This is a genomic window from Arthrobacter sp. Leaf234, assembly GCF_001422665.1.
Taxonomy (GTDB): domain Bacteria; phylum Actinomycetota; class Actinomycetes; order Actinomycetales; family Micrococcaceae; genus Arthrobacter_D.
The window spans coordinates 138,342-161,797 of sequence record NZ_LMLU01000005.1 but is presented as its reverse complement, the minus strand read 5'-3'; the positions used below and the strand labels follow the sequence as shown (position 1 = coordinate 161,797).

Annotated in this window: 16 protein-coding genes; 9 read left to right on the top strand and 7 right to left on the bottom strand. The window is 70.3% G+C overall.

The features are described 5' to 3' along the window. Nucleotides 1–286: 286 nt before the first annotated feature. The 3 genes from ASF21_RS08590 to ASF21_RS08580 all read left to right on the top strand — a co-directional run bounded on the left by ASF21_RS08590 (nucleotide 287) and on the right by ASF21_RS08580 (nucleotide 7,263). Complete coding sequence (locus ASF21_RS08590) at nucleotides 287–4,660, top strand: LPXTG cell wall anchor domain-containing protein (RefSeq protein WP_055769689.1); 4,374 nt, start codon at nucleotides 287–289, stop codon at nucleotides 4,658–4,660. 98 nt (nucleotides 4,661–4,758) lie between these two features. Further along, entirely contained in the window at nucleotides 4,759–6,249 is a 1,491-nt protein-coding gene (locus tag ASF21_RS08585) for a SpaH/EbpB family LPXTG-anchored major pilin (RefSeq protein WP_055769687.1), read from the top strand. Between the two features lie 9 nt (nucleotides 6,250–6,258). Further along, nucleotides 6,259–7,263, top strand: a complete 1,005-nt coding sequence (locus tag ASF21_RS08580) for a class C sortase (protein ID WP_235498728.1) — start codon at nucleotides 6,259–6,261, stop codon at nucleotides 7,261–7,263. A 12-nt stretch (nucleotides 7,264–7,275) separates the two neighbouring features. On the opposite strand, the gene ASF21_RS08575 is transcribed toward ASF21_RS08580, so the two are convergent. The 3 genes from ASF21_RS08575 to ASF21_RS08565 all read right to left on the bottom strand — a co-directional run bounded on the left by ASF21_RS08575 (nucleotide 7,276) and on the right by ASF21_RS08565 (nucleotide 10,783). After that, nucleotides 7,276–8,010: a glutamine amidotransferase gene (locus tag ASF21_RS08575; RefSeq protein WP_055769686.1), complete on the bottom strand. Its 735-nt coding sequence runs from the start codon at nucleotides 8,008–8,010 to the stop codon at nucleotides 7,276–7,278. A gap of 281 nt (nucleotides 8,011–8,291) precedes the next feature. Further along, the gene (locus ASF21_RS08570) at nucleotides 8,292–10,208 is read right to left on the bottom strand and encodes an MFS transporter (RefSeq protein WP_200914803.1); all 1,917 of its coding nucleotides are present in this window, start codon (nucleotides 10,206–10,208) and stop codon (nucleotides 8,292–8,294) included. After that, nucleotides 10,208–10,783 (bottom strand): MarR family winged helix-turn-helix transcriptional regulator, encoded by a 576-nt coding sequence (locus tag ASF21_RS08565; protein ID WP_082471383.1) that lies wholly within the window; start codon nucleotides 10,781–10,783, stop codon nucleotides 10,208–10,210. Before ASF21_RS08565 ends, ASF21_RS08570 begins: the two co-directional genes overlap by 1 nt. 247 nt (nucleotides 10,784–11,030) lie before the next feature. On the opposite strand from ASF21_RS08565, the gene ASF21_RS08560 reads away from it, so the two are divergent. Together ASF21_RS08560 and ASF21_RS08555 are read left to right on the top strand one after the other, a co-directional pair. Next, complete coding sequence (locus ASF21_RS08560) at nucleotides 11,031–13,445, top strand: FdhF/YdeP family oxidoreductase (RefSeq protein ID WP_082471382.1); 2,415 nt, start codon at nucleotides 11,031–11,033, stop codon at nucleotides 13,443–13,445. A 260-nt stretch (nucleotides 13,446–13,705) separates the two neighbouring features. Beyond that, complete coding sequence (locus ASF21_RS08555; protein WP_082471381.1) at nucleotides 13,706–15,010, top strand: MFS transporter; 1,305 nt, start codon at nucleotides 13,706–13,708, stop codon at nucleotides 15,008–15,010. Nucleotides 15,011–15,035: 25 nt separating this feature from the next. Here ASF21_RS08555 and ASF21_RS08550 read toward each other — a convergent pair whose 3' ends face one another. Beyond that, the gene (locus ASF21_RS08550; RefSeq protein ID WP_055769684.1) at nucleotides 15,036–15,437 is read right to left on the bottom strand and encodes a pyridoxal-phosphate dependent enzyme; all 402 of its coding nucleotides are present in this window, start codon (nucleotides 15,435–15,437) and stop codon (nucleotides 15,036–15,038) included. Further along, a complete protein-coding gene (locus ASF21_RS08545) occupies nucleotides 15,434–15,748 on the bottom strand; it encodes a DUF6457 domain-containing protein (protein ID WP_055769682.1) in 315 nt (104 codons plus the stop codon). The genes ASF21_RS08550 and ASF21_RS08545 overlap by 4 nt, the downstream gene beginning before the upstream one ends. Nucleotides 15,749–15,991: 243 nt before the next feature. On the opposite strand from ASF21_RS08545, the gene ASF21_RS08540 reads away from it, so the two are divergent. Next, the gene (locus ASF21_RS08540) at nucleotides 15,992–17,905 is read left to right on the top strand and encodes a hypothetical protein (RefSeq protein WP_055769680.1); all 1,914 of its coding nucleotides are present in this window, start codon (nucleotides 15,992–15,994) and stop codon (nucleotides 17,903–17,905) included. A 130-nt stretch (nucleotides 17,906–18,035) separates the two neighbouring features. Here ASF21_RS08540 and ASF21_RS08535 read toward each other — a convergent pair whose 3' ends face one another. Next, the gene (locus tag ASF21_RS08535) at nucleotides 18,036–19,016 is read right to left on the bottom strand and encodes a LacI family DNA-binding transcriptional regulator (RefSeq protein ID WP_055769678.1); all 981 of its coding nucleotides are present in this window, start codon (nucleotides 19,014–19,016) and stop codon (nucleotides 18,036–18,038) included. Beyond that, a complete protein-coding gene (locus tag ASF21_RS08530) occupies nucleotides 18,994–20,079 on the bottom strand; it encodes an AraC family transcriptional regulator (RefSeq protein WP_082471380.1) in 1,086 nt (361 codons plus the stop codon). The genes ASF21_RS08535 and ASF21_RS08530 overlap by 23 nt, the downstream gene beginning before the upstream one ends. Nucleotides 20,080–20,148: 69 nt before the next feature. Between ASF21_RS08530 and ASF21_RS08525 the strand changes: the two genes are divergently transcribed. From ASF21_RS08525 to ASF21_RS08515, 3 genes are read left to right on the top strand one after another with little or no spacing between them, the layout of a single operon-like run. Continuing rightward, nucleotides 20,149–21,663: a flavin-containing monooxygenase gene (locus tag ASF21_RS08525; protein ID WP_055769676.1), complete on the top strand. Its 1,515-nt coding sequence runs from the start codon at nucleotides 20,149–20,151 to the stop codon at nucleotides 21,661–21,663. Next, nucleotides 21,660–22,511, top strand: a complete 852-nt coding sequence (locus ASF21_RS08520; RefSeq protein ID WP_235498727.1) for an SDR family NAD(P)-dependent oxidoreductase — start codon at nucleotides 21,660–21,662, stop codon at nucleotides 22,509–22,511. Before ASF21_RS08525 ends, ASF21_RS08520 begins: the two co-directional genes overlap by 4 nt. Then, a complete protein-coding gene (locus ASF21_RS08515; protein ID WP_200914802.1) occupies nucleotides 22,508–23,395 on the top strand; it encodes an alpha/beta fold hydrolase in 888 nt (295 codons plus the stop codon). The genes ASF21_RS08520 and ASF21_RS08515 overlap by 4 nt, the downstream gene beginning before the upstream one ends. Nucleotides 23,396–23,456: the final 61 nt, after the last annotated feature.

Below are 23,456 nucleotides of genomic sequence, written 5' to 3'. Positions count from 1 at the left end.
CGGCATCTGACCGGCTCCGGCTCCCGTCCCCGGCTCCCCGGCTCCCCGGCTCTCCGGCTCCCGATGCTCAGGAGATCCGCAGGATGCCGGAAAGACGGAGTCGATGCCTTGCCCGGGCTGTCGGATGACCCCTAGCGTGCGCGTGGGGGTTTCATCTGTGTCTCATTCTCGGTCCCGGTCTCGGCGTCCTTCGGTCTCGCCTGTCCTTCCAGCGCGCCCCCGATGGTTCTCGCGCCGGCCCCTGTCACCGACCCCCGACCCCGTCACCGGAAGGCGCACTGTCCCCGTGGACAAGCCGAAGCGACCGAAGCCCGACGCTGCCCGCTCGGGATCCCGTCGTCCCCTCGGCATCGTCGCAGCCGTGGTCGCACTCGTCATCGTCTCGGGCGGCTGGGGACCCGCTGCAGCCCAGCCACCCGGCCCGGCAGACGCGGTGTCCGCCCACCTGTCCGGGGAAGCCACGTCGCCACCCGAACCCGTCGAGGAGGCGGGCGTGATGGCGCCCGCCCCGCCGATTCCCGAGGGCTCCTCCGGTGTCGAGAGCCCGGCGGCCACGCCGACGTCCGGGCCGACGTCCGGACCACCGTCCGCAGAGCCGGAGCCGGAGCCGGACGAGTCCGTCGCTCCAGCGCCCGCCCCCTCACCGGAACCTGTGCCGGAACCCGCACCTGGCGCCGACCCCGGCATGGCTCCGGACGACAGCGCCGAAATCGACGAGCCTGCGCCGGGGGACAGCAAGGCGCCGTCGGGCGTGGCCCGCATGGAGTCCTTCGGGAGGTCCGCCGACGTCGGACTCCTGGCCGCCGGAGTACCCGAGTCCCCCCGCCCGGCGTGGATCGACACCTTCGAGCAGGGACTGACGAACGCTCCCAGCGGGATCACCGCTTATGCCGCGAATCGGTACACGATCTCGAGCGGGTGGGCGACCGGGACGAACTGCACGGGGATCCTCCTCAACTACGTAGCGCCCTACCCGAACACCGCGTTCTGCCCGTCCCAGACCACCGGAGGGTCGTCAGCAGCCCGGGAAGCCAGACGCATCGCGGACGTCCTCGGACAGGTCCAGGCCGGCGTACCCGGCGGCTCCGCCACCGCGGCGGCGAACGGTTCCACCGCCACCACACGGAGCAACCACGCGCTCGTGTCGCTGCCGTACACCACGGTCGCGGGCGGCACAACGGTCCTCCAGTCGACTGCAGGGATCGGTCTCGGCGCTCCGAACGCCCGCTACTACTCACTCGCGATGGATGCTGCGGGCACGCGGTGCGGCACGAGCAATGCCTCGCTCGCCTTGAACCTGGTCACCGGAGCCGCGACACCTGTCACTCTCCTGACCGGGTTCGCTGCCCCGGTCGTCCCCTGCGCCGGCACAGGCAATGTCTTCTACACATCACCGGCTCTCGCCCCGGTTGCCGGCGCCACCGATCCCGTGCTGACCGGTTCCGTTCGAGCGGCGACCTTCACCGGCACGAACACCGCGCTCCTGACGCCTGCGCAGATCTCCTCCGCGAGGGTGCAGCTCGTCAACTCCCAGGCTGGTACGGGCGGCGGTTTCGGTGTCGACGACGTCAGGGTGCTCGATGTCACGCCTGCGCTGGATGTCGCCTACGACCCAACGCCGGCAACGGCGACGACGCCGACCATCCTGACCTACACGATCACCAACACCGCCGATCTCTACGCGAAGACCGACTGGGGTTTCGCCGCCACACTCCCGGCAGGGCTCAGGGTGGCAACGGCCCCGGCCATCGGAGGCACGTGCAGGGACATCGGGGGAACGGCATTTGCGGTCACCGCCGCGGCAGGGTCGGGAAGCATCACGTCCGTCGGCGGGGACCTCGCCGCCGGCAGCAGCTCGTGCACGATCCAGGTCGCCGTCGTCGCAGCGCAGCCGGGGACGTTCTCCAGCGGGACAGTGAGCGCCAGTGGACTCGTCCCCTCGGCGCCCATCGACCTCGTGGTCGATCCCCTGACGACCATCACGGTCCGCAAGAACCTCCCGACGCGGACGACGCCGGCCGATCAGTTCGTCCTGTCACTCCGGGAGGGGACGAACACCCTGGCATCGGCCACCACCACCGGAACGGCCACCGGGGTGCAGTCGGCGCAGATCACGCGCGCCACCGTGCGCCCGGGCGCCACCTATACGATCTCCGAGGCTTCGGCGAACAACGCGGGTCTCGGCTATTCCAACGCCTACGAGTGCACCCGCGCCGGCACCGTGATCGCCTCCGGGGCAGGAGCCGCGGGCACGATCACCATCCCTGCCGAGGCCGGGGCGGAGGTCACCTGCACCTTCACGAACACGGTGCAGACCCAGCGCCTCTTCTGCGACACCAACCGTTTCTACTCGATCACGGCCACCGGCACGCTGGAGCAGGCGGACATCGCCGCAGGAGGTGCTCCCGCGTCCATCGGAACCTGGGCGAGCGTCACATCGGCGAACGCACTCGGTGTCGGCGCGGGCGGCTCTCTTGCGTACGCGCTCGACAGGTCGGCAGACTCCACCGACGTCCTCTCGGTCCTCAAATGGACCCCGGGCGGCGGATTCGTGAAGCTCCCCACCACGTCGTACACCACCGTGGCCACGGGCGGCACAGTGGTTGACGGCGCGATCGTCGCCGGTGCCGTCGACCTCTCGAGTGGCCGCTATCTCTTCGGGAAGTTCAACAACAGCCGGTTCCACATCTGGAGCTTCACCGAGAGCAACCCGACCGCCACCCGATTCGCGTACGTCGGCTCCTTCGCTGCTGCCAGTGCATCGGCGAACGGCGACATGGCTTTCGATGCCGTCGGCAACCTCTACGTGGTTGGAGCGCCTGCGAGCACCACCACGACGTCTGCGACGGTCTACACGATCTCCAGGGCGACGCTCACCGCGGCGAACGGCGGCGCGCTGGCGGTCAGCCAATCGACGCCGAAACCGCTGACCGGCACGGACGCGACCTTCGCCGCCGCCAATGGCGTCGCATTCTCGCCGCGCGGTACCCTCTACATCGGCAACGCGGGGAGTGCCTACGAGTTCGACGCCACCACGGGTGAGCGTGTCCCGGGTACACCGCGCGTCCTGGTCAACTCCACCGACCTCGCCGGCTGCACGACGCCCTCGACCCTCACGGTCCAGAAGAACGTGGTGGCACGTCAGGCCTCGAGCGATCAGTTCACACTGACCGCGGCCACCGGGTCGCCGCTGTCGACCATCGCGTCGGCGACGACGTCCGGAGCCGCGACCGGGCGCCAGGCCGAGCAGCTCGGTCCCTTCCCTGCGGCTGGGGGCAGCACGATCACCATCTCCGAGACCATGGCCGCCGGCTCCGGCTCGGCGCTCTCCGGCTACAGGGCCTCCTACGACTGCTTCGCGGGCGGGGTGCGGCTGACTGCCGGCAACGCCACCACGGGTACCGTCACGATGCCGAACGGTCTGGGCGTCAACGTGGTCTGCACCTTCGTCAACTCTCCCGGCCCCGTCGCCGAGACGAGTGTACGAATCACGAAGACCATCCGGGAGGCCTCGGGCCTCACCCGCCCCGGGGTCGACTGGACCGTGGGGACGACCGCGACGGCGACCACGGGTAGCGCGACGGCCCTGCCGAGCGAGGTCCCCAGACAGCAGACCGACGCCGCAGGGCAGGCCACCTGGCAGGTGCTGTACGCGTCGACGGCGTCACGGGCAACCGTCGTGGTGTCGGAGGTCCAGCAGGAGGGCTTCGCCTTCGTCAGCGGCTCCTGCACGGTGAACGGTAGCGCCGTCCCGACCACGTTCGCGCCGGCCGACGCTGCCGCGGGGCAGACCGTCAGCGCCAGCCTCACGGGCATAGCTCCCGGTGCGGCGATCGACTGCGCCCTGGTGAACCGGCCCACGGCGTTCCTGACGCTCGTGAAGGAGGTGACGTTCGGCTCCGCGCTGCCGACCGACTGGACCCTCAGCGCCACGGGCCCCGCCGGCGCCCTGCCCGGCCCTTCCGGGCGCTCCGGATCGGGTGCGGCGTCGAATGTCCCGGTGACCCCGGGCACGGCCTACCGACTGGCCGAAGCAGGTGGTCCGCCCACCTACGTGCAGACCGGCACCTGGCGGTGCCGCACCCCAGCGGGTGCCAACGTCACCGTCACGGCGTCGGGAGACGTCACCCCGGCAGCCGGTGCCGCGATCACCTGCACCGTCACGAACGCGACGGCGGCCCTCACGATCCTCAAACAGGTGATCGACCCGCGGCCGGGGTTCCAGGCCGCGGACTGGAAGGTCACGGCGACCCCAGCCGCCCTGCCGGGTGCCACCCTCACGACGGAGACCCGGCCCGGCGCCGAGTACGTCGCATCCGGGAACCCCGCGAGCACCTTCGACGTGCGGCCGGGCCACGGCTACACGCTGTCGGAAGCCGCCACCGACCCCACCCGCAAGCTCGCCTACCAGGAACTTCGTCTCGAGCGCCTGTCCGGCTCGACCTGGGTCCCGGTGGCCGCACGAACCATTTCCGCTCCACCAGCGGGCCAGACGGCGGTCTACCGCTTCGTCAACGCCCCGGTGGCGCCGACCACGCTGCCGCTCACGGGCGGTACCAGCGCCGACGCGTTCTACATCGGAGGAGGAGCGCTGCTCGTCGCGGCCCTCGCCCTCATGGCGTGGAACAGCCGTCGACGGATGCGGGGCGCCTTCCGCTGATGCGCACACTCACTTTCCTGTCCGCTGTTCCTGCTCTTGATCCTGACCTTCAGTTCCTGGTCTCACCCTCGCATCACCTCACTCATAGGAGATATCTCGTGTCCATTCCCATCCTCCGGCGGCTCTCGGCCGCGCTCGGCGTGCTGGCGCTGAGCACGGCGGCAGCGTTCGTCGCCGTCTCCCCGGCGACCGCCGTCACCCAGGCGGGCAACATCAATCCCGATACGCCCCGAACCCTGACCATCCACAAGTTCGCGCTCGGCGCGGACAACGGCCAGAACATCGGTACCGGCCAGGAGGTCTCCGTCCCGGGCACGCCGCTTGCCGGCGCCACCTTCACCGCTGCGCTGGTCCAGGGTGTCGATCTCACGACACCGGAGGGCTGGACGCAGGTCTCCTCGCTCACCCCGGCAACGGCAGCCTCGCGTGTGACCCTCCCCGACACCTTCACCGCGACCACCGGCACCAACGGTGTGGCGGTCTTCAACACCCTGCCCGTCGGGCTCTACCTCGTGACCGAGACCGTGCTGCCGACAGGCGCCACCAACCCGGCTGCACCGTTCCTCGTCACGCTGCCGTTCCCGACGGGGCCGGGTGGCGCGCCGTCGAACCAGTGGATCTACGACGTGCACGCCTATCCCAAGAACTCCGTGACCGATCTGACGAAGACCCGCGTCCCGGCACCTGCCAACTCGGTGGAGGCGAGGAACCCTGACCTCATCCGCTGGGCGATCAACTCGGGCATCCCGACCCTGGCCGCAGGTGACACCCTGGACGTCTTCACGCTCACCGACAGCCTCCCGGTGGAACTCGAATACCTGGAGTCAGGTCCGACAGGTATCGCCCCGACCAGCGTGCAGGTGACCAACGCAGCCGGCGTGGTCCAGAACTTCGCCGCCGGAACCGAGTACACGCTCGCCTACGACCAGGCCACGCGCAATCTCACCGCCTCGTTCACCCCCGCCGGCCTCACCCGACTCAGGTCGCTGCCGAACGGTGACGTGACGCTCACCGTGCTGAGCCGCGCAGTGACGATCCCCGCCCGCGGCATCATCACCAACACGGCCACGAGCGTCGTGAACGGGAGCACCGAGACGGTCACCGGAAGCACCCCGATCGGCCAGCTCACCGTGTTCTCGTTCCAGAGCGAGAACGGGGTGCGGACACCCCTCGCAGGTGCCGTGTACCAGGTGTTCCTCAACCAGAACGACGCCAACCTGGGCCAGAATGCCGTGTTCATCGACGGCATCCAGAACTGGACGACCGGCGCGAACGGATTCGTCGCGATCCCGATCATCACGCCGGGCAACTACTACGTCCGTGAGATCACGCCGCCGGGCGGGTTCCAGATCCCCGCTCCGAACCAGGTCCAGACGCAGGTCGTCGCCGGCCCGAGTTCGACCACCGCCCCTGTCCAGAACTACGTCGAATTCGAGCACGACCAGGTTCCGGCCTTCGCACTGCCCCTCACGGGTGGTGACGGTGCCCTCTGGTTCACGGTCGGTGGGACCGGCCTGCTCACGCTCGCCCTGGGAACCGCGATCGTCGCGGCGCGGCGCCGCGCGTCCGTTGTGCCGGCCACGGCGTAACGTAGCAGCGTGAAGTCGAAGGCGGGGCGTCAGCAGGGCGCCCCGCCTTCTGACGTCGAGGGGGACAACAGCGAGGCGATCGTCGACGCCACGGAGCCCATGCGAGCGCACCGTGCACGGGAACGTCGCCGTGGGTGGCGACTGCGCCTGCTCCCCCTGCTGGTTGCCCTGGCTGTCATCGCCGGAGCGGCGCTTCTCCTCTACCCCACCGCGGCCGGCTGGTTCAGCTCCGTCGAGCAGTCGCACGAGATCGACAAACTGACCCAGGGCATCAACGACCTCGGCGCCGAGACCCTCAGGGAGAGGCTCGCCGATGCGCGCAGGTACAACCAGAGCCTGGGCGGCAGCGGGGCCGACGTGGCCGCGAACGAGCGTCTCCCGCTGGCGCAGGATCCCCGTTCCGGCAACGAGGAGGACTACCGCTCGATGCTCAGGGGCGATTCCGAGGGCCTCATGGCGCGGATCAGGATCCCCTCGATCGCCGTGGACCTGCCGATCTACCACGGGACGGGCGACGACGTCCTCGAGCGCGGGATCGGCCACCTCGAGGGCACGGCGCTTCCTGTCGGCGGCCCTTCGACCCACTCCGTCATCACCGGGCACCGGGGCCTCGCGACCTCGGAGCTCTTCACGAACCTCGACGACGTCCAGGTGGACGACACGTTCACCATCGAGGTCTTCGGCGAGACACTCGCCTACCGCGTCGTGGAAACCCTCGTCGTCGACCCCCGGGACACGGAGAGTCTCCTGATCCAACCCGGTGAGGACCTCATGACCCTCGTCACCTGCACCCCGCTGGGCATCAACAGCCACCGTATCCTCGTCACCGGTGAACGCATCTCGCCGACCCCGCAGGCCGACATCGACGCCGCAGGTGACGCTCCCGACATCCCCGGCTTCCCGTGGTGGATGTACATCGCGGGCGGCGTCGTCGTCGCTACCACCACGTATGTGTGGGCATCGGGGCGGCCACCACGGCCGGTGCAGCTGCAGGTCCGCGGCCGTCGACCGTGAGTCGGAGCCGCCTCACCTGCGCGCGTAGCGGGTGACGAACGCGCGCAGGATCGCCTCGGGCTGGTCCACGACGGTCGCGCGGGCACGCTCCATGTACTCGTCCGCCTGCTCCGGCGGGAAGTAGCCCGCGTGGCGGTACGTGCTGATCCGTCCGACGAGCGCCTCGACGTCGAGTTCCGGGTGGAACTGCGTCGCGTACACGTTCTGTCCCACACGGAACATCTGCACGGGACAGGTGGGCGAGGAGGCCAGCAGCACGGCGGAGGACGGCAGCGCCGCGCACGCCTCCTTGTGTCCCACGTAGGCGGCGAACGACGGCGGCAGCCCGGCCAGCAGCGGATCCGCCGCGCCGCCGTCCGTCAGGGTGATCTCGACGGAGCCGATCGGCTCCGCATAGGTGGTGTCGACGACGGCCCCCTGGTGCCGGCCGAGGGTGCCGACGCCGTAGCAGGCTCCGAGGAACGGGAAGTCCTCGGGGACCACACGGTCCAGCAGTGCCCCCAGTTCGTCTTCGACGCGCACCTGGACGGCGCTCTTCGACTCCGCCGGATCGGAGGAGTTGAACGGGCTGCCACCGAGGAAGATGCCGGAGTAGTCCGCGAGGTCCAGCTCGGGCATCGGCCCGGACTCGAGACGGATGCGCCGGAGCTCGCCCTCCGCGAGTCCGCCGAACCGGAGAAAGCTGCGGTACTCGGCGTCGGCGGCGAAGTCCTCGGCGCGGGTGGCCAGGAGCAGGAAGGGTTTCACCCCTCGATGCTACTGGCCACCCGCACACCGCCGGCCCGGGGCCGGGCGTGGCCCCGACGGGGGGACTCCTACCCCAGCTCCGCGCTGCCGCCGTCGGACGCGATCTCCGGGGCACCCGCCCGTCGCGCCCGGAAGGCCACACCCGGCGGACCCGAGACGCGATACCCGTCCTCGGAGCGGGACACGCGGAACTCCCCCGAGGACCCGTCCGGCAAACGCCTCGGCCGGGACGGCGAGAGGCCACCGGGTCTCCCCGATGACCTCTCCCTTCGCACCGTGGACTAGCGCTGTGCGTGAGCTCGTGCCGATGATCCCGCTTCGAGTTCGGACAGCTCGCGCGCCACGCGGTCGACGTCGGACTTCAGGATCGCGACCGGCCCGGCGCTGTGCCGGCCGTGCGACGGCTGCAGTGCCACGACATCTTCGTCGTCGGCCGTGGTGGCGCCGCCGCCGGACGGCGTCCCCGTGCCGTGTCCGGCGATGACCGGCGACGCGGGACTACCCGCTGCCGCGGTGTCCGCCTGCGTCGTCGCGGTGTCCGCCGAGCCGCCGGCGACGGCGGGCGTGGTGCCCGTGGCCGCAGGGGACATCGACGCCGCGGGACCTGCGGGGGCAGCCTGCGCGAAGTCGACGGTGCGGCGCAGCGGCGTCTCCCGGATGAACAGGACGCAGATGAGGCCGAGGACCGCGATGACCGCCGTGATCGTGAAGATCAACGCCGTGCTGTCCCCATAGGCCGCACGGACGATCTCGGCGATCGGCGCGGGCAGGTCGACGAGGTCCAGCGAGCCGCCCGCCGCGCCGCCCGTGCTGGGGACGCCCGCCGCGGCGAGTCCCTCCGTGGTCTTCGTGGTGACCTGCGTGCCGAGGACGGCACCGAGGACGGCGACTCCCGCCGCTCCACCCATGGAGCGGAAGAAGGCGACGGAGGCGCTGGCCGAGCCGATGTCCTTGACCGCCACGGTGTTCTGGACGGCGAGGACGAGGTTCTGAAGCATGAGGCCGAGGCCCAGGCCGAAGACGAAGGTGTAGATGCCGACGAGCCAGAGTTCCGTCAGGTGGTCGATGGTGCCGGCGAAACCGAGACCGGCGATGAGGAACAGGGAACCCGCCACGAGGTAGCGCTTCCACTTGCCGTACTTGGTGACGAGCTGCCCGGCGCCGATGGAGCCGATCAGGTTGCCCGCGATCATGGGGAGGGTCAGCAGGCCCGCCTCGGTGGGGGTGGCCCCGCGGGCCACCTGGTAGTACTGGCCGAGATAGCTCGAGCTGGCGAACAGCGCGATCCCGACGGCGATCGAGGCGACGATGGCCAGGGCCGTGGTGCGCTCGGAGATGATCTTCAGCGGGATGATCGGCTCGGCCACCTTGGTCTCGACCACCATGAGGAGCGCGAGGAGGATCACGCTGCCGCCCACCATGAGGGCGGTCTCACGGGAGAACCACGCGTAGTAGCCCTCCTTGCCCGCGAACGACACCCAGATGAGGAGCAGGCTCACGCCGGCGGTCAGGAGGATGGATCCGAGCCAGTCGATCCGCGCCTTACGGCGCGTGTCGGGGAGCTTGAGGGTCAGCTGCAGCAGCACGAGGGCGATGATCGCCAGGGGGACGCAGACGAAGAACGTCCAGCGCCAGCCCAGCGGCGAGTCGACGATGAATCCGCCGAGGAGCGGTCCGCCCGCCGTCGCGACAGCCATCACGCCACCCATGTAGCCGGAGTACCGGCCGCGCTCACGCGGGGCGATGATGGTGCCGATGATGGCCTGTGCCAGTGCCGTGAGCCCGCCCATCGCCACGCCCTGGATGACGCGGGCGGTGAGGAGCAGCGGGATGGTCTGCGCGAAGCCCGCGAGCACCGAGCCGAGCACGAAGATCACGATGCTCACCTGCACGAGCATCTTCTTGTCGAACAGGTCGGCGAACTTGCCCCAGATGGGCGTGGTGGCCGCGTTGGCGAGCAGCGCAGCCGTGATCACCCAGGCGAAATCCGTCTGCGAGCCGTTGAGGTCGCTCATGATCGTGGGCAGGGCGTTCGCGACGATCGTGCTGCTGAGGATCGCGGTGAACAGGCCCGCCAGCAGGCCGGTGAGGGCCTGCAGGATCTGCTTGTGGCTCATGGGGTCGGCGGCCTTGTGGGGATGCGGCGCGGGTTGCGGTACGGCCTCGGCCGTCGTCGCCGTGGCGGAGTGGGTGGCCATCAGTGATCTTCCTTCGTGCTCTCGGACGCTGGGTCCAGGTGGTGACGGCCGTCGTTGCCCGTGCTCGATTCGGTGGTGGTGCGGGGGAAGCGGCGGGGATCGGCGGTCGTCGCATGCCCTCCCCCGCCGTGCTGCGCGGTCGCGGTCCGGAATGCCTCGGTGAGGTGCTGAACGGAGGACGACGCCGCTTCCGCCTCGCTCTCGGTCCAGTCGGAGAGGATCTCCCGCAGGGTCTCGGCCCGCCGCTCGTACGTGTCCGCGAGGTAGGTCCGGCCGTCCTCGGAGAGCGAGAGCAGGCAGGCCCGGCCGTCCAGCGGATCCGGGCTGCGGACCACGAAGCCGAACTGCTCCAGGTCCGCGAGTTGCCTGCTGAGGGCGGACGGCCCGATCCCGAGGCGTGACGCGAGCGCCGACGCCCTCAGTGGACCGCCCTCCCCGATGAAGAACAGGACACCGGTGTGCGCCGGCCCCAGCTCCGAGTACTTCATGCCTGCCGTGGTGACGCCCCGGAGGGCTCGCTGCAGGTCGAAGATGTTGTGCACCAGCTCTGCAGCGGTGTGATGCGCTACCGACATCGCGGACTCCAGACCCTCATATAGTTCGTTGCTCTAAGTAACGGTACTCTTCCCGTTTCGTTAGGTCAACTAAACAAATGGTGTCACGAACGGCGGAGAGCACGTCAAGCGATGCACAGCGGGCATCCCGAGGCTTGCGGCCTGCACCGCAACACTGTTAGGCCTGATGTACAAGCCCGACAATCGAGGCAGGTCACCCGCCTGCCGAGGAAGGCCCCCGCCGGGGCCGCGGAGAAGGACGGTCGCCATGACGCGCAAGGAACCCGTGGTCGAGGAATTCGACGAGAAGGACCTCCGGGTCGGGAAGCGGCCGAAGGACTGGGCCGCGGGGATCCCCGGTGTGTACTACTCCATGAAGCCGGCCATCGAGCACATGGGGGTGGAGCGGACCCTGAGGACCGTCCTGAAGATGAACCACAAGGACGGCTTCGACTGCCCGAGCTGCGCCTGGCCGGACCCGGACAAGCGCAAGACGTTCGAGTTCTGCGAGAACGGCGCCAAGGCCGTCACGTGGGAGGCCGCACCCGTCATCATCTCCTCCGACTTCTGGGCCGAGCACTCGATCAGCGAGCTGCGGGAGCGTTCGGAGTTCTGGCTCGGCATGCAGGGACGCCTCGTCGAACCCGTGTACAAGCCTGCCGGAGAGGACCACTACCGGCCGGTGAGCTGGGACGAGGCCTTCGAGATCGTCGGCAGCAAGCTCAAGAGCCTCGACTCCCCCGACGAGGCCGCCTTCTACACCAGCGGCCGCACCTCCAACGAGGCCGCGTTCCTCTACCAGTTGTTCGTCCGGGGTTTCGGCACCAACAACCTCCCCGACTGCTCCAACATGTGCCACGAGTCCTCCGGCTGGGCCATGGGGCAGACCATCGGCATCGGCAAGGCCACGGTCACGTTCGATGACTACGAGAACGCCGACCTCATCATCGTCATGGGCCAGAACCCCGGGACCAACCACCCGCGCATGCTCACCGAGCTCGAGAACTGCAAGCGCAACGGCGGACAGATCGTCGCCGTCAACCCGCTCCCGGAAGCGGCACTCAAGCGCTACAAGAACCCGCAGAAGGTCCGGGGGGTGGCCGGCAAGGGCACCGAGATCGCCGACCAGTTCCTGCAGGTGCGGCTCGGCGGAGACATGGCGCTCCTGCAGGCCGTGTCCAAGCGTGTCTTCGAGGCCGAGGCGAAGAACCCGGGCACCGTCCTCGACCATGCGTTCCTCGAGGAGCACTGCGAGGGGCTGGACGAGCTCCGCGACTACCTCCTGAAGCTCGACGAGACCACGGTCCTCGAAGCCACGGGACTCCGCTCCGAGGAGATCGACGAGCTCGCCGCGCGCTACATCGCCTCGGAGAAGGTCATCATCACCTGGGCCATGGGCATCACGCAGCAGAAGAAGGGCGTCGCGACCATCAAGGAGATGATCAACCTCCTGCTGCTGCGCGGCAACATGGGCAAGCCCGGGGCCGGCGCCTCGCCCATCCGCGGGCACAGCAACGTGCAGGGTGATCGCACCATGGGCATCTGGGAGCAGATGCCGCCCACGTTCATGGATGCCCTCGGCAAGGAGTTCGGATTCGAGCCGCCGCGCGAGCACGGCGCCGACGCCGTCGAGACCATCAAGCGCATGCGCGACGGCGAGATCAAGGCGTTCGTGGCCCTCGGCGGCAACCTCGTCTCGGCCATCTCGGACACCCAGGTCGCTGAGAAGGCGTTCGAGAACACCGACATGACCGTCCAGATCTCCATCAAGCTCAACCGCTCCCACCTCATCACCGGCAAGGAGGCGCTGATCCTCCCCTGCAAGGGCCGCACGGAGATCGACCGCCAGGAGACCGGCGAGCAGTTCGTCTCGGTGGAGGACACGGTCTGCGCCGTCCACCCCTCGTGGGGCAGCGTGGAGCCGGTCTCGGACAACCTCCTCTCCGAACCGGCGATCATCAGCCGGCTCGCGCGCGCCACCATCGACGGGAAGATCGACGCCGACTGGGCGGGCTTCGAGAAGGACTACGACCTCATCCGCGACCACATCGCCAACGTGGTGGAGGGCTGCGAGGACTACAACCGGAAGATCCGCCAGGAGGGCGGCTTCATCCTGCCGAACGGTCCGCGCGACTCGCGCACGTTCAACACGCCGACCGGCAAGGCGGTACTCACCGTCAACGACCTCGAGTACCTCGAACGCCCGGAGGGGACGCTGATCCTCCAGTCGCTCCGCGCCCACGACCAGTGGAACACCACCATCTACAGCCACAACGACCGCTACCGGGGCATCCACAAGGGCCGCCACGTGGTGTTCATCAACCCGGAGGACATCCGCGAACTGGGCCTGAAGGACGGCCAAAACGTCGACATCCACGGCGTGTACGACGACGGCATCGACCGCGTGGTGCGGGCCTTCCGCGTGGTCTCGTACCCGACCGCGCGCGGCTGCGCCGCCGCGTACTACCCGGAGGCGAATGTCCTCGTGCCGCTCGACCGCGTGGCGCAGGGCAGCAACACCCCCATCTCCAAGCAGATCATCGTGCGGTTCGAGCCCAGTTCCCACACGGCTCCCACCGAGCACGATGTCGCTGCCACCGCTCCGGCACCCAAGCCGGAGCCGGACGGCTTCACGGGCGCTGACACCACGCCCGCGAAGGTGGCGGAGGCGGCGAACGCCTGACCCGACCCGGCCGCCGTCGGACGCCCTTCAGGGGATGGTCCGACGGCGGCCGGACGTCGTGCTCGCTGCGCCGGCCCTGCCGTGGCGGGCCGGGTAGGTCGGCGCGCACGGATGTGCGTGTCGGTGCGCCAGGTCTGCCGTGCCTGGCCTGGCCGGTCGGCGCTCCGGTGTGCAGGTCGCCGTGCAAGCGCCTCGGCCGTGGGGGGCCTTGTCGGCGCGGATAGACTGCTCCGGTCACGGCGACCAGGAGGAGCGGGCGGATGCGGCAGGACAACCGGCACGCGGACCGGCGGCACGACGATCCACCGGCGAAGGCCCCCGGGATCGACGTCGCCCAGCGGCATGTGGTCCGCGTCCTCGTCGTCGCGCAGATCCTCGGCGGACTCGGTGCAGGTGCCACGCTGTCCCTCGGCGCCCTCCTCGCCGCCGAGACGTCCGGATCCAGCGCGTGGTCCGGTATGGCCGCCACGATGGCGACCCTCGGAGCCGCTGCAGCCGCCGTCCCCCTCGCGAGCCTCGCCCAACGGCGGGGACGCCGCGTCTCCCTCGCCACGGGCTCCGTCCTCGCCTGCTGCGGGGCGCTGCTCGCGATCACCGCGGCGTATCTCTCCCTCTTCCCCCTGCTGCTCGTCGCACTGGTCCTGCTGGGTTCGGGATCCGCGACCGGCCTGCAGGCGCGTTTCGCGGCCACCGACCTCGCCACCGAATCGACGCGTGGGCGGAGCCTCTCACTCGTGGTCTGGTCGACCACCATCGGCGCCGTCCTCGGTCCCAACCTGTTCGAGCCCGGCCAGGTGGTCGCCGGGTTCCTCGGGATCCCCGCGCTCAGCGGCGGATTCGTGTTCACCGCCGCCGCCCAGGTCGCGGCGGCCCTGGTGTACACGGTGGGGCTGCGGCCCGATCCCCTCCTGACCGCACTCAGGCGCCAGGCGGCCGATCGTCGCGCCGACACCCCGGTGCCCCTGAAGCGGCGGGGCTTCGCCGTCCTGGCGGGTAACAGCGGCGCACGGTTCGCCGTCGTGACCCTCATGGTCAGCCATGCGGCGATGGTCTCCCTGATGTCCATGACGCCCATCCATCTGCACGATCACGGCGCCGGTCTGTCCGTCGTCGGGCTGACGATCAGCCTGCACGTCGCGGGGATGTACGCGCTGTCACCGGTGTTCGGCTGGATCGCGGACCGCGCCGGCGCGGCTCGCGGGATCCTCTGCGGGCAGATCCTCCTCCTGGCAGCCCTGCTGGTGGCCTGGCGGGGTGCGGAGTCGGAGGTGGCCGTGACGGTCAGCCTGATCCTCCTCGGCCTCGGCTGGTCGGCGAGCGTGGTGTCGGCGTCGGCACTGCTGGCGGGAGCGGTCGATGTCGGCGAGCGCGCGCCCGTCCAGGGCACCTCCGACCTGCTCATGAATCTCGCCGGTGCCACCGGCGGAGCCCTTGCCGGACCGGCGCTCGTCCTGATGGGCTACTCGGGGCTCGGGCTGGCCGCGGCCGTGCTGGTGGCTGTCCTGCTGGCCTGGACGCTCGCGCGCCTGCCACGGTCCCGATCGGCGGCGCCGGCCGGCGTCTGACCGGGGCCTCCCGCAGTCGGGTAGATCAGCGGTGCTGCCCGGCCTTTGCCGGCGCCAGGCCGACGAGCCGGAACCGCTCGAGGACGACGACGGTCCCGTCCGTCACGGTGAGCACGAGCACGACGTCGACGCCGACGCCGAGCTTCGCCCCGGCCGCCGCGGTCAGCCTCGCATGGTTGCTCTGCGCCGCGCCGGTCGTGACGAGGACGTCCGCCCCGCGAGCCAGGGCCGTGCCGGCGGTCCACTCGAGCTTCCGGACCTTGTTGCCTCCCCCTCCCAACCCGCTGAGGTCGTCATGCTTGATCCACAGGTCGTCGGGATTCAGTCCGAGAGCGGCGGACAGACGGGGCGCAGGCTCGAGGGGCGTCGGCCAGGATCCGAGCCGGGCGCGGGTCGGTGTCTGCTCCTGCCGCTCAGCGGTCGTCATTGTGCCGAGCCGGTCCAGCCTTCCTCCTCGCTCGTCTCCTCGTCCTTCTCGATGACCGTCAGGACGGTCTTCGCGGCCTTCTCCACGGCGGCGCTCGTCTCGTCCCGACCGTCCGTGGTCACGGTGCCCGCCGCATAGCCGATCATGAACGCACTGATGGCTCCGGCGTGCGGGGTGAGTAGGCGCGAGGAGCGCTCGGCGACCTCGACGATCCTCGGATGATCGACCTCGAGGTCCAGGACCTGCAGGGCCTGTGCCAGGGTCCGGCTCCACTCGCTGAGGCTGCGTTCTTCGTCGTCGGGCGCTGCCATGGTGTCTCCTCGGGTCGGGGCTGTCGGACGCGTACGCGAGCCGACTGCGCCGGCGTCGCTCCCCCAAGCTCTACCACCGGCTGCGCAACCCTTCAATGACCGACCGTCACGGGCGGCATCCGAACTTTCCTTGACTTCACCGCGCGCCGGGGATGTAATTCCCTCACGGCCTGGTGACACGATTCACCATCGTCGCTTCGCCGCCCTCGGCAGGACCACCTCGACGGAGAGGAACCGTTCAGCATGACCATCCCCCGCCCCACCAGGACCGGACGCACCCGGCTCGCAGCTCTGCTCGGAGCATCCGTGCTCCTGGCCACCAGCACGGGAGCCACCGCGATCGCCGCCCCACCCACCACCCCAGCACAGGCCCCGGCCCCGGCCCAGAGCATGCCGGTGACGGCGAAGAAGGCCCCGCCGTCGTCGTCGCCCGACTTCGGCCCGAACGTGACGATCTTCGATCCGAGCATGCCGGTCAGCGAGATCCAGGCGGAGGTCGACGCCGTCAACGCCCGCCAGATCGATGACGAGATGGGCACCGGACGCGAGGCGCTCCTGTTCCTGCCCGGCACCTACGGCACCGACGCGGAGCCGCTGCAGTTCAAGGTCGGCTACTACACGGAGGTCGCCGGGCTCGGCGCGTCACCGTCGGACGTGACCATCAACGGCAAGATCGAGGTCTACAACCGCTGCCTCGAGGACAACGGCACGAGCAACTGCATCGCGCTGAACAACTTCTGGCGCACGCTCTCCAACCTGACACTGCAGGTCAACGGGGCGGGGCAGGACGGCTGCCGGGCGACCGCGAATTTCTGGGCGGTCTCGCAGGCCGTCTCCCTGCGCCGCGTGAACGTGACGGGCGGCACGCTCTCCCTCATGGACTACTGCACGGCCGGTCCGCAGTTCGCGAGCGGTGGCTACCTCGCCGACTCGAAGGCCGGGGACATCGTCAACGGCTCCCAGCAGCAGTGGCTGACGCGCAACGCGGAGATCGACAGCTGGTCCAACGGCGTCTGGAACCAGGTGTTCTCGGGCACCGTGGGAGCGCCGACCGACGAGAGCTTCCCCACGCCCCCGTACACGACCCTCGACGAGACCCCGGTCAGCCGCGAGAAGCCCTACCTCTTCGCGGACGGCAGCGGCACCTACAGCGTGCGCGTGCCCTCGGCCGAGACGAACTCCCGCGGCATCTCGTGGGGTGACGGCGTGACGCCGGGCCGCACCGTCCCGCTCTCCGAGTTCTTCGTCGCCCGCCCGGGCGACTCCGTGCAGGCCATCAACAACGCCCTGGCCCGCGGCAAGCATCTCCTCCTCACGCCGGGCGTCTACGACATCGCCGACACCATCCGGGTGAAGCGGGCCGACACCGTGGTGCTCGGCCTCGGCCACGCGACCCTGACCGCCGTGAACGGCGCCGTCCCCATGCGCGTCGCCGATGTGCCGGGCGTGGTGATCGCCGGTGTCACGATCGACGGCGGCACCGTCAACTCCCCCGTCCTCCTGCAGATCGGGACGAAGAACGGCAACAACGGGGCGACGAAGAACGATCCGGCGAACCCGACGACGCTCAGCGACGTCTACTTCCGCATCGGCGGCCCGCACGTGGGCAAGGCCGACACCAGTCTCGAGGTCAACAGCGACAACGTGCTGATCGACCACATCTGGGTGTGGCGCGCGGACCACGGCAACGAGGGAGCGTTCGGCTGGGACGTCAGCACGGGCCGCAACGGCGTCATCATCAACGGCGACGACGTCACGGCCACGGGCCTGTTCGTGGAGCACTACCAGGAGTACAACACCATCTGGAACGGCGAGCGCGGCCGCACCGTGCTCTACCAGAACGAGCTGCCCTACGACCCGCCCAACCAGGCGGCGTGGCAGCACGACGGCGTCCTCGGCTGGGCGGGCTACAAGGTGGCCGACGGCGTGAAGCAGCACACCCTGTGGGGTGGCGGCTCGTACATCTTCACCAACGTGGACCCGACCATCCACGCCACCCGCGGGTTCGAGGTGCCGGACACGGCCGGCGTCGTCCTGAACCACGTGCTGACCGTCAACCTCGGTGCCGGCACGATCGACCACGTGGTGAACACCACCGGAGCGCCCGTGAGCAACGCGAACACGGGCACCCCGAGCTACCTGGTGCGCTACCCGTAGAGCGTCGCACCACAGGAAGGGCCGGGGCATTGCTCCGGCCCTTCCTGTGTGTGGCATGCGTCCGCACCTGTCGGTAGTGGCGGTGCACGTAGGTCGCCCTACCCGGCTACGTCACCCCCGGTGCGCAGGGTCAGGCGGAGTCCCGTTCCACGAGATGCAGGCCGTGGCCCGGATGGCCCGGGTTCTCCCCCGAGCCGTCGAGGTCCGCCACGACCAGGGCCGCCAGATACCGCGCCTGCACCTCGATGGACTGCGAGACCGTCGTCAGCGCGGGAGCAGCGAGCCGTGCGGCCGGAATGTCGTCGACGCCCACCACCGCGCAGTCGTCGGGACAGGACAGGCCCTCGGCCCGCGTCCCGGCGAGGACCGCGAGGGCGACGTCGTCGTTGTAGGCCGCGACACCCGTGATGCCGAGCCCACGCCAGGCCCGGACGGCCTCGGCCGCGGAACCCACGTCGAGCCCGACGGGGAGGACGACGGGCTCGGGACGACCGAGCTCGGCACAGATCCGCCGGACCCCGAGCAGGCGGTCACGGGCGAAGACCGCGAGACGTGGGTCGGCCGGCCAGGCATACCCGAGCCGGGTCGCTCGGATCATCAGGCGCTCCGCCTGCAGGGCACCGATCCGCAGCTGGCTCTCGGACGGCAGATCGGGGTGGGGCTGATTGTCCTCACCGAGCGTCCCGAGCACCTGGATGCCGCCCTGACGCATGGCCAGCAGGTCGTCCTCCGCGAAGGGCGCGAAGCCGATCACCGCCCTCGGGGTCACGGCCCGCCAGAGATCCGCGAGCGGCCGTGCGCCGCGTCCGTGGTGCACGAGCACGGAGAGACCGCGGCCGGAGAGCTCGTCCGCCAGTGCGTCGAGCAGGGTCTCGATGACGGGCCCCACGGGCCAGTCCGGCAGGATGCAGAGCACCAGGTCGCTCCGCCCGGTGCGCAGCGCCCGGGCTGCGGCCGACGGCGCGTACCCCAGGCGGGTGGCGGTCTCCCGGACCCGGCGGCGGGTCTCCTCCGAGATGTTGACGCCGTCGCGCCCTGTCAGGACATAACTGACCGTGGTGCGGGAGACGCCGCTCTCGCGGGCCACGTCAGCGCTCGTGATCCCTGCCACCGCTCCCCCTTCCCGCCGTGAATCCTTGCCTGTCAGTGTAGGTGGGGGCCTCCGAGACTCCCGCGCTGCCCGCCCGCACACCACTCGGCGTCGTGCCGCACCACCGGCGGACGCACCGGGTCAGAGCCGACTGCTCCGACAGTCCCACGAGCCCCGCGACCTGCTGCAGCGGCAGGTCCGTGCGGGTGAGGAGCCGCAGCGCCGCGTCGCGGCGGGCGTCGTCGAGCAGGGACTCGAAGCTGGTGCCCTCGCCGGCCAGCCGGCGCTGCAGGGTCCGGGCGTGCATGCCGAGGAGCCGGGCGGCGGAGTCGATGCGCGGCGGCGAGCTGCCGAGCATGCGGTCGATGGCGTTCCTGACCCGGGGTGCGACCACGCGGCCCGGTTCGGGGAAGTGGCTGTGGAGGTAGTCGAGGGCGATCTCCCGCAGGGTGTCGTCGACGCCGGCGAGCGGGCGGTCGAGCAGGCTCCGCGGCACCCGCAGGAGCGAGGCGGCCTGACCGAAGCGCACCTCGGCGCCGAAGAACTCCGTGTAGCGGGAGGCGGGAGCCCTGGGCAGGTGCGAGAGGTGCACCGAATGCAGTCCGTACGGGCCGTCGAGGAGGAAACGGATCATGCGGTGCGAGAAGGCGAGGATCGCGTCCGTGGCCTGGCGCGGCGGCGTCCCCTCCGAGGATCCGTAGCAGAGGCCCACATCACCCGGCCGCCCCTCCGGATCCGCCACGAGGGTGAAGCGCAGCACGGGGCTGTGGAGGAACAGGAACTGCGACGCGCACTCGAGCGCCGCCCCCACGGTCGGTGAGTTCTGGACCGCGACGGCGAGCGGGCCGAGGATCCCGATGTCCTGGTACGCGGAGATGCGCAGGCCGAGGTCCGGGCACGGCAGCGCGCGCGCCGCCCCCTCCAGCAGGCGGGCCATCGCGACGTCGGACACGAGCACGTCGTCGCCGTCGAGCGCGTCCAGCGGCACCCCGAACTGCGCTGCGAGCGCTTCGGCATCGCCGCCGAACTGTTCGACGACGTCGCGGAAGCCGCGCATGCCGGCGGAGCGGATGACAGAGCCCATGTCGTCCAAGGGTAAATAGCTGTCGCACGAAGTCAAGCGGTGTGCAGCGTAAGACGGAAGGATGGAGGCATGGAAACAGCACTCGAGCACCTCGACGTCGTCATCGTGGGTGCCGGGCTCTCCGGTATCGGCGCCGCCTACCGCGTGGCCACCGGCCTGCCCGGCAAGAGCTTCACCGTCCTCGAGGCCCGGGGCGCGATCGGCGGCACGTGGGACCTCTTCCGCTATCCGGGCGTCCGCTCCGACAGCGACATGTTCACGCTCGGCTACCCCTTCCGCCCGTGGACCGAGGCCAAGGCGATCGCCGACGGCTCCTCGATCCTCTCCTACATCCGCGAGACCGCGGAGGATCCGCGCATCCGCGAGCGCATCCGCTTCCGCACGAAGCTGGTCGGGGCAGCCTGGTCCTCGGAGGACGCGCGCTGGACCCTCGACCTCGATGACACGGACGACGACGGCGGCACGGAACGCCGGCAGCTCACCTGCGGCTTCCTCTACCTGTGCAGCGGCTACTACAACTACGACCGCGGCCACGAGCCGTCCTTCGCCGGCCTCGACTCCTTCACCGGCGAGATCGTCCGCCCGCAGTTCTGGCCCGAGGGCCTGGACTACGCGGGGAAGCGGGTCGTGGTGATCGGCAGCGGCGCCACCGCCGTCACCCTCGTCCCCTCCATGGCGAAGGAGGCCGCCCACGTCACCATGCTGCAGCGCTCCCCTACCTACGTCACCGCCGTGCCCAGCCGGGACACGTTCTCCGACGCCGTCCGCCGCCGCCTCCCCGCCGGCCCCGCGCACCACCTGGCCCGGGCCAAGAACGTCCTGTTCACGCAGGCCTTCTACCAGCTCTGCCGCCGCCGGCCCGAGCTCGCCAAGAAGCTCATCCGCACCCAGACCGAGCGGATCCTCGGTGACGAGGCCTCGGTCCGCGAGAACTTCACCCCCGCCTACAACCCGTGGGACCAGCGCCTCTGCGTGGCGCCGAGTGCCGACCTCTTCAAGGCCCTAAAGTCCGGCTCGGCATCCGTGGTCACCGACACCATCGACACCTTCACCCCGACCGGCATCCGCCTCGCCTCGGGGCGGGAACTCGACGCGGACGTCGTCGTCACGGCCACCGGTCTCTCGATGCTGCCCCTCGGCGGCGCACGCTTCACGGTCGACGGCCGGCCGGTGGACCTCGGCGACTCCTGGGTGTACCGGGGGCTCATGGTCAGCGGCGTCCCGAACCTGGCGCTCTGCGTCGGCTACACCAACGCGTCCTGGACGCTGCGCGCCGACCTCAGCTCGCGCTACGTCTGCCGCCTCATCCGGTACATGGACCGCCATGGCCACCGCTACGGCGCCCCGGCGGTCGACGGCGCGATGACGGCCCGGCCCATCCTCGACCTGACCTCGGGCTACGTGCAGCGCGCGGTGTCCGCCTTCCCGAAGCAGGGCGACCGCCAGCCGTGGATCATGCGGCAGAACTACCTGCTCGACGCCCCGACGGCCCTGCGCGGCAGACTCTCGAAGAACATGGTGTTCGACACCCCCGTACCCCCCAGCGGCACCCCCGCCCCCGACCTCCAGGAGATCCACGCGTGAGCATCCAGCCCTTCCAGTTCACCGGCGCCACCGCCGTCGTCACCGGAGCAGCGGGAGGCATGGGCGAGCACCTCGCCCGCGGTCTCGCCGAACGCGGGAGCGTCCTGCTGCTCGTCGACCGGGACGCGGCGAAGCTCGACGCCGTCGCCTCCTCCATCCGCTCCACCTTCCCGGGCAGCAGCGTGCGGACGTTCGTGGCCGATCTCGCCGAGCGTGACGCCGTCGAGCGGGTGGCCGCTGACCTCCTCGCAGCGACGGAGCGCATCGACCTGCTGATCAACAACGCAGGCGTGGCCCTGGCCGGACGCTTCGACCAGATCAGCATGGACGACTTCGACTGGGTGCTGGCCATCAACTTCCATGCGCCCGTCCTGCTCACGCACCACCTGCTGCCGCGGATCAAGCCCGGCGGGCACATCGTCAACGTCTCCAGCCTGTTCGGCCTGGTGGGTCCCGCAGGCCAGACGGCCTACTCCGCCAGCAAGTTCGCCCTCCGTGGCTTCACCGAGGCCCTCCGCAACGAGCTGCTGCCCCGCGGCATCGGTATCACCTCCGTGCACCCGGGCGGCATCCGGACCGGCATCGCGCTGAACGCGCGGATCGGCGGGAACCTCAGCGACGTCGATGTCAGGAAGGCGAAGGACGAGTTCAACAAGCTCCTCACCTTCCCCGCCGACAAGGCCGCGGAGCTCATGCTCGAGGCCGTGAAGGCGCGGAAGCCCCGCCTGCTGATCGGCCTCAGCGCGAAGATCCCCGACGTCGTCGCCCGCCTGGCGCCCATGTCCTTCGGCACCCTGGAGCGCCGCGCCACGAAGCTCGCCCGGCTGGCCCGGAAGATCCGCCGGTGAGCGGGGCCCGCGTGGAGCGGTCCGCCACGCACGACGACGGCCTGCTGGTGGTCGACGGCGTGTGGGTGCGCTACCGGGACGACGGCGACCGCACCCGGCCCCCCGTGCTGCTGATCCACGGGATCGGGCGGAGCCTCGAGGACTGGGAGGGGCTGTACGGACGGCTTGCCCCCGATCACCGCGTGATCAGCCTGGACCTGCCGGGGTTCGGACTGTCCGAGCGGACGGAGGGCCGGTACTCCATGGAATCGATGGCCCGCTTCGTCATCGCCGGGCTCGACACCCTCGGAGAGCACCGGCCGCTGCACGTGGTGGGCAATTCGCTGGGCGGCGCCGTGGCCCTGAAGATCAGCGCCCTGGAACCGGCACGGGTCCGCAGCCTCGTCCTCGTGAACAGCGCCGGTTTCGGCAAGGAGGTCACCATCGCGCTGCGGCTGCTCGCCATCCGGCCCCTCGGCCGGCGGCTCATGCGGGACAAGTCCCGGAAGGCCGCCTACCGCACCGAGCGCGCCCTGTTCTTCGACAAGCGGTTCGTCACGGAGGAACGCCTCGACCACGCCCAGCAGGTCGGCGGCAACCCCGTGCACGACGACGTCCTGCTCGCCGTCGCCCGCCACCTCGGCACGTTCCGCGGGGTGCGCCGCCGCTGGCGGACCGAACTGCTGCGCACCGTCGCGGCCCAGCACAAGCCGACGCTCGTGGTGTGGGGCGACGAGGACCGCGTGCTGCCGGCCTCGCACCTCGACCACGCGCGCACGGCGTTCCCCCACGCGGAGTTCCACCTGTTCGAGCGCTGCGGTCACATGCCGCAGATCGAGCGGGAGGAGGAGTTCGACGCCCTGGTGCGCGAGTTCGTCGGACGGGTCGACGCCGCAGCAGACTAGGCCGACGGCGGCCCACGCCCGCCCCGGCGCCGCTGTCCCTCCCACTCACCGGAGGTCGTCA

Excerpts from the sequence above, each read along its gene's own strand:
- ASF21_RS08570 (WP_200914803.1), bottom strand. The coding sequence starts at position 10,208 with ATGGCCACCCACTCCGCCACGGCGACGACGGCCGAGGCCGTACCGCAA.
- ASF21_RS08565 (WP_082471383.1), bottom strand. The coding sequence starts at position 10,783 with ATGTCGGTAGCGCATCACACCGCTGCAGAGCTGGTGCACAACATCTTC.
- ASF21_RS08560 (WP_082471382.1), top strand. The coding sequence starts at position 11,031 with ATGACGCGCAAGGAACCCGTGGTCGAGGAATTCGACGAGAAGGACCTC.
- ASF21_RS08555 (WP_082471381.1), top strand. The coding sequence starts at position 13,706 with ATGCGGCAGGACAACCGGCACGCGGACCGGCGGCACGACGATCCACCG.
- ASF21_RS08550 (WP_055769684.1), bottom strand. The coding sequence starts at position 15,437 with ATGACGACCGCTGAGCGGCAGGAGCAGACACCGACCCGCGCCCGGCTC.
- ASF21_RS08545 (WP_055769682.1), bottom strand. The coding sequence starts at position 15,748 with ATGGCAGCGCCCGACGACGAAGAACGCAGCCTCAGCGAGTGGAGCCGG.
- ASF21_RS08540 (WP_055769680.1), top strand. The coding sequence starts at position 15,992 with ATGACCATCCCCCGCCCCACCAGGACCGGACGCACCCGGCTCGCAGCT.
- ASF21_RS08530 (WP_082471380.1), bottom strand. The coding sequence starts at position 20,079 with ATGGGCTCTGTCATCCGCTCCGCCGGCATGCGCGGCTTCCGCGACGTC.
- ASF21_RS08525 (WP_055769676.1), top strand. The coding sequence starts at position 20,149 with ATGGAAACAGCACTCGAGCACCTCGACGTCGTCATCGTGGGTGCCGGG.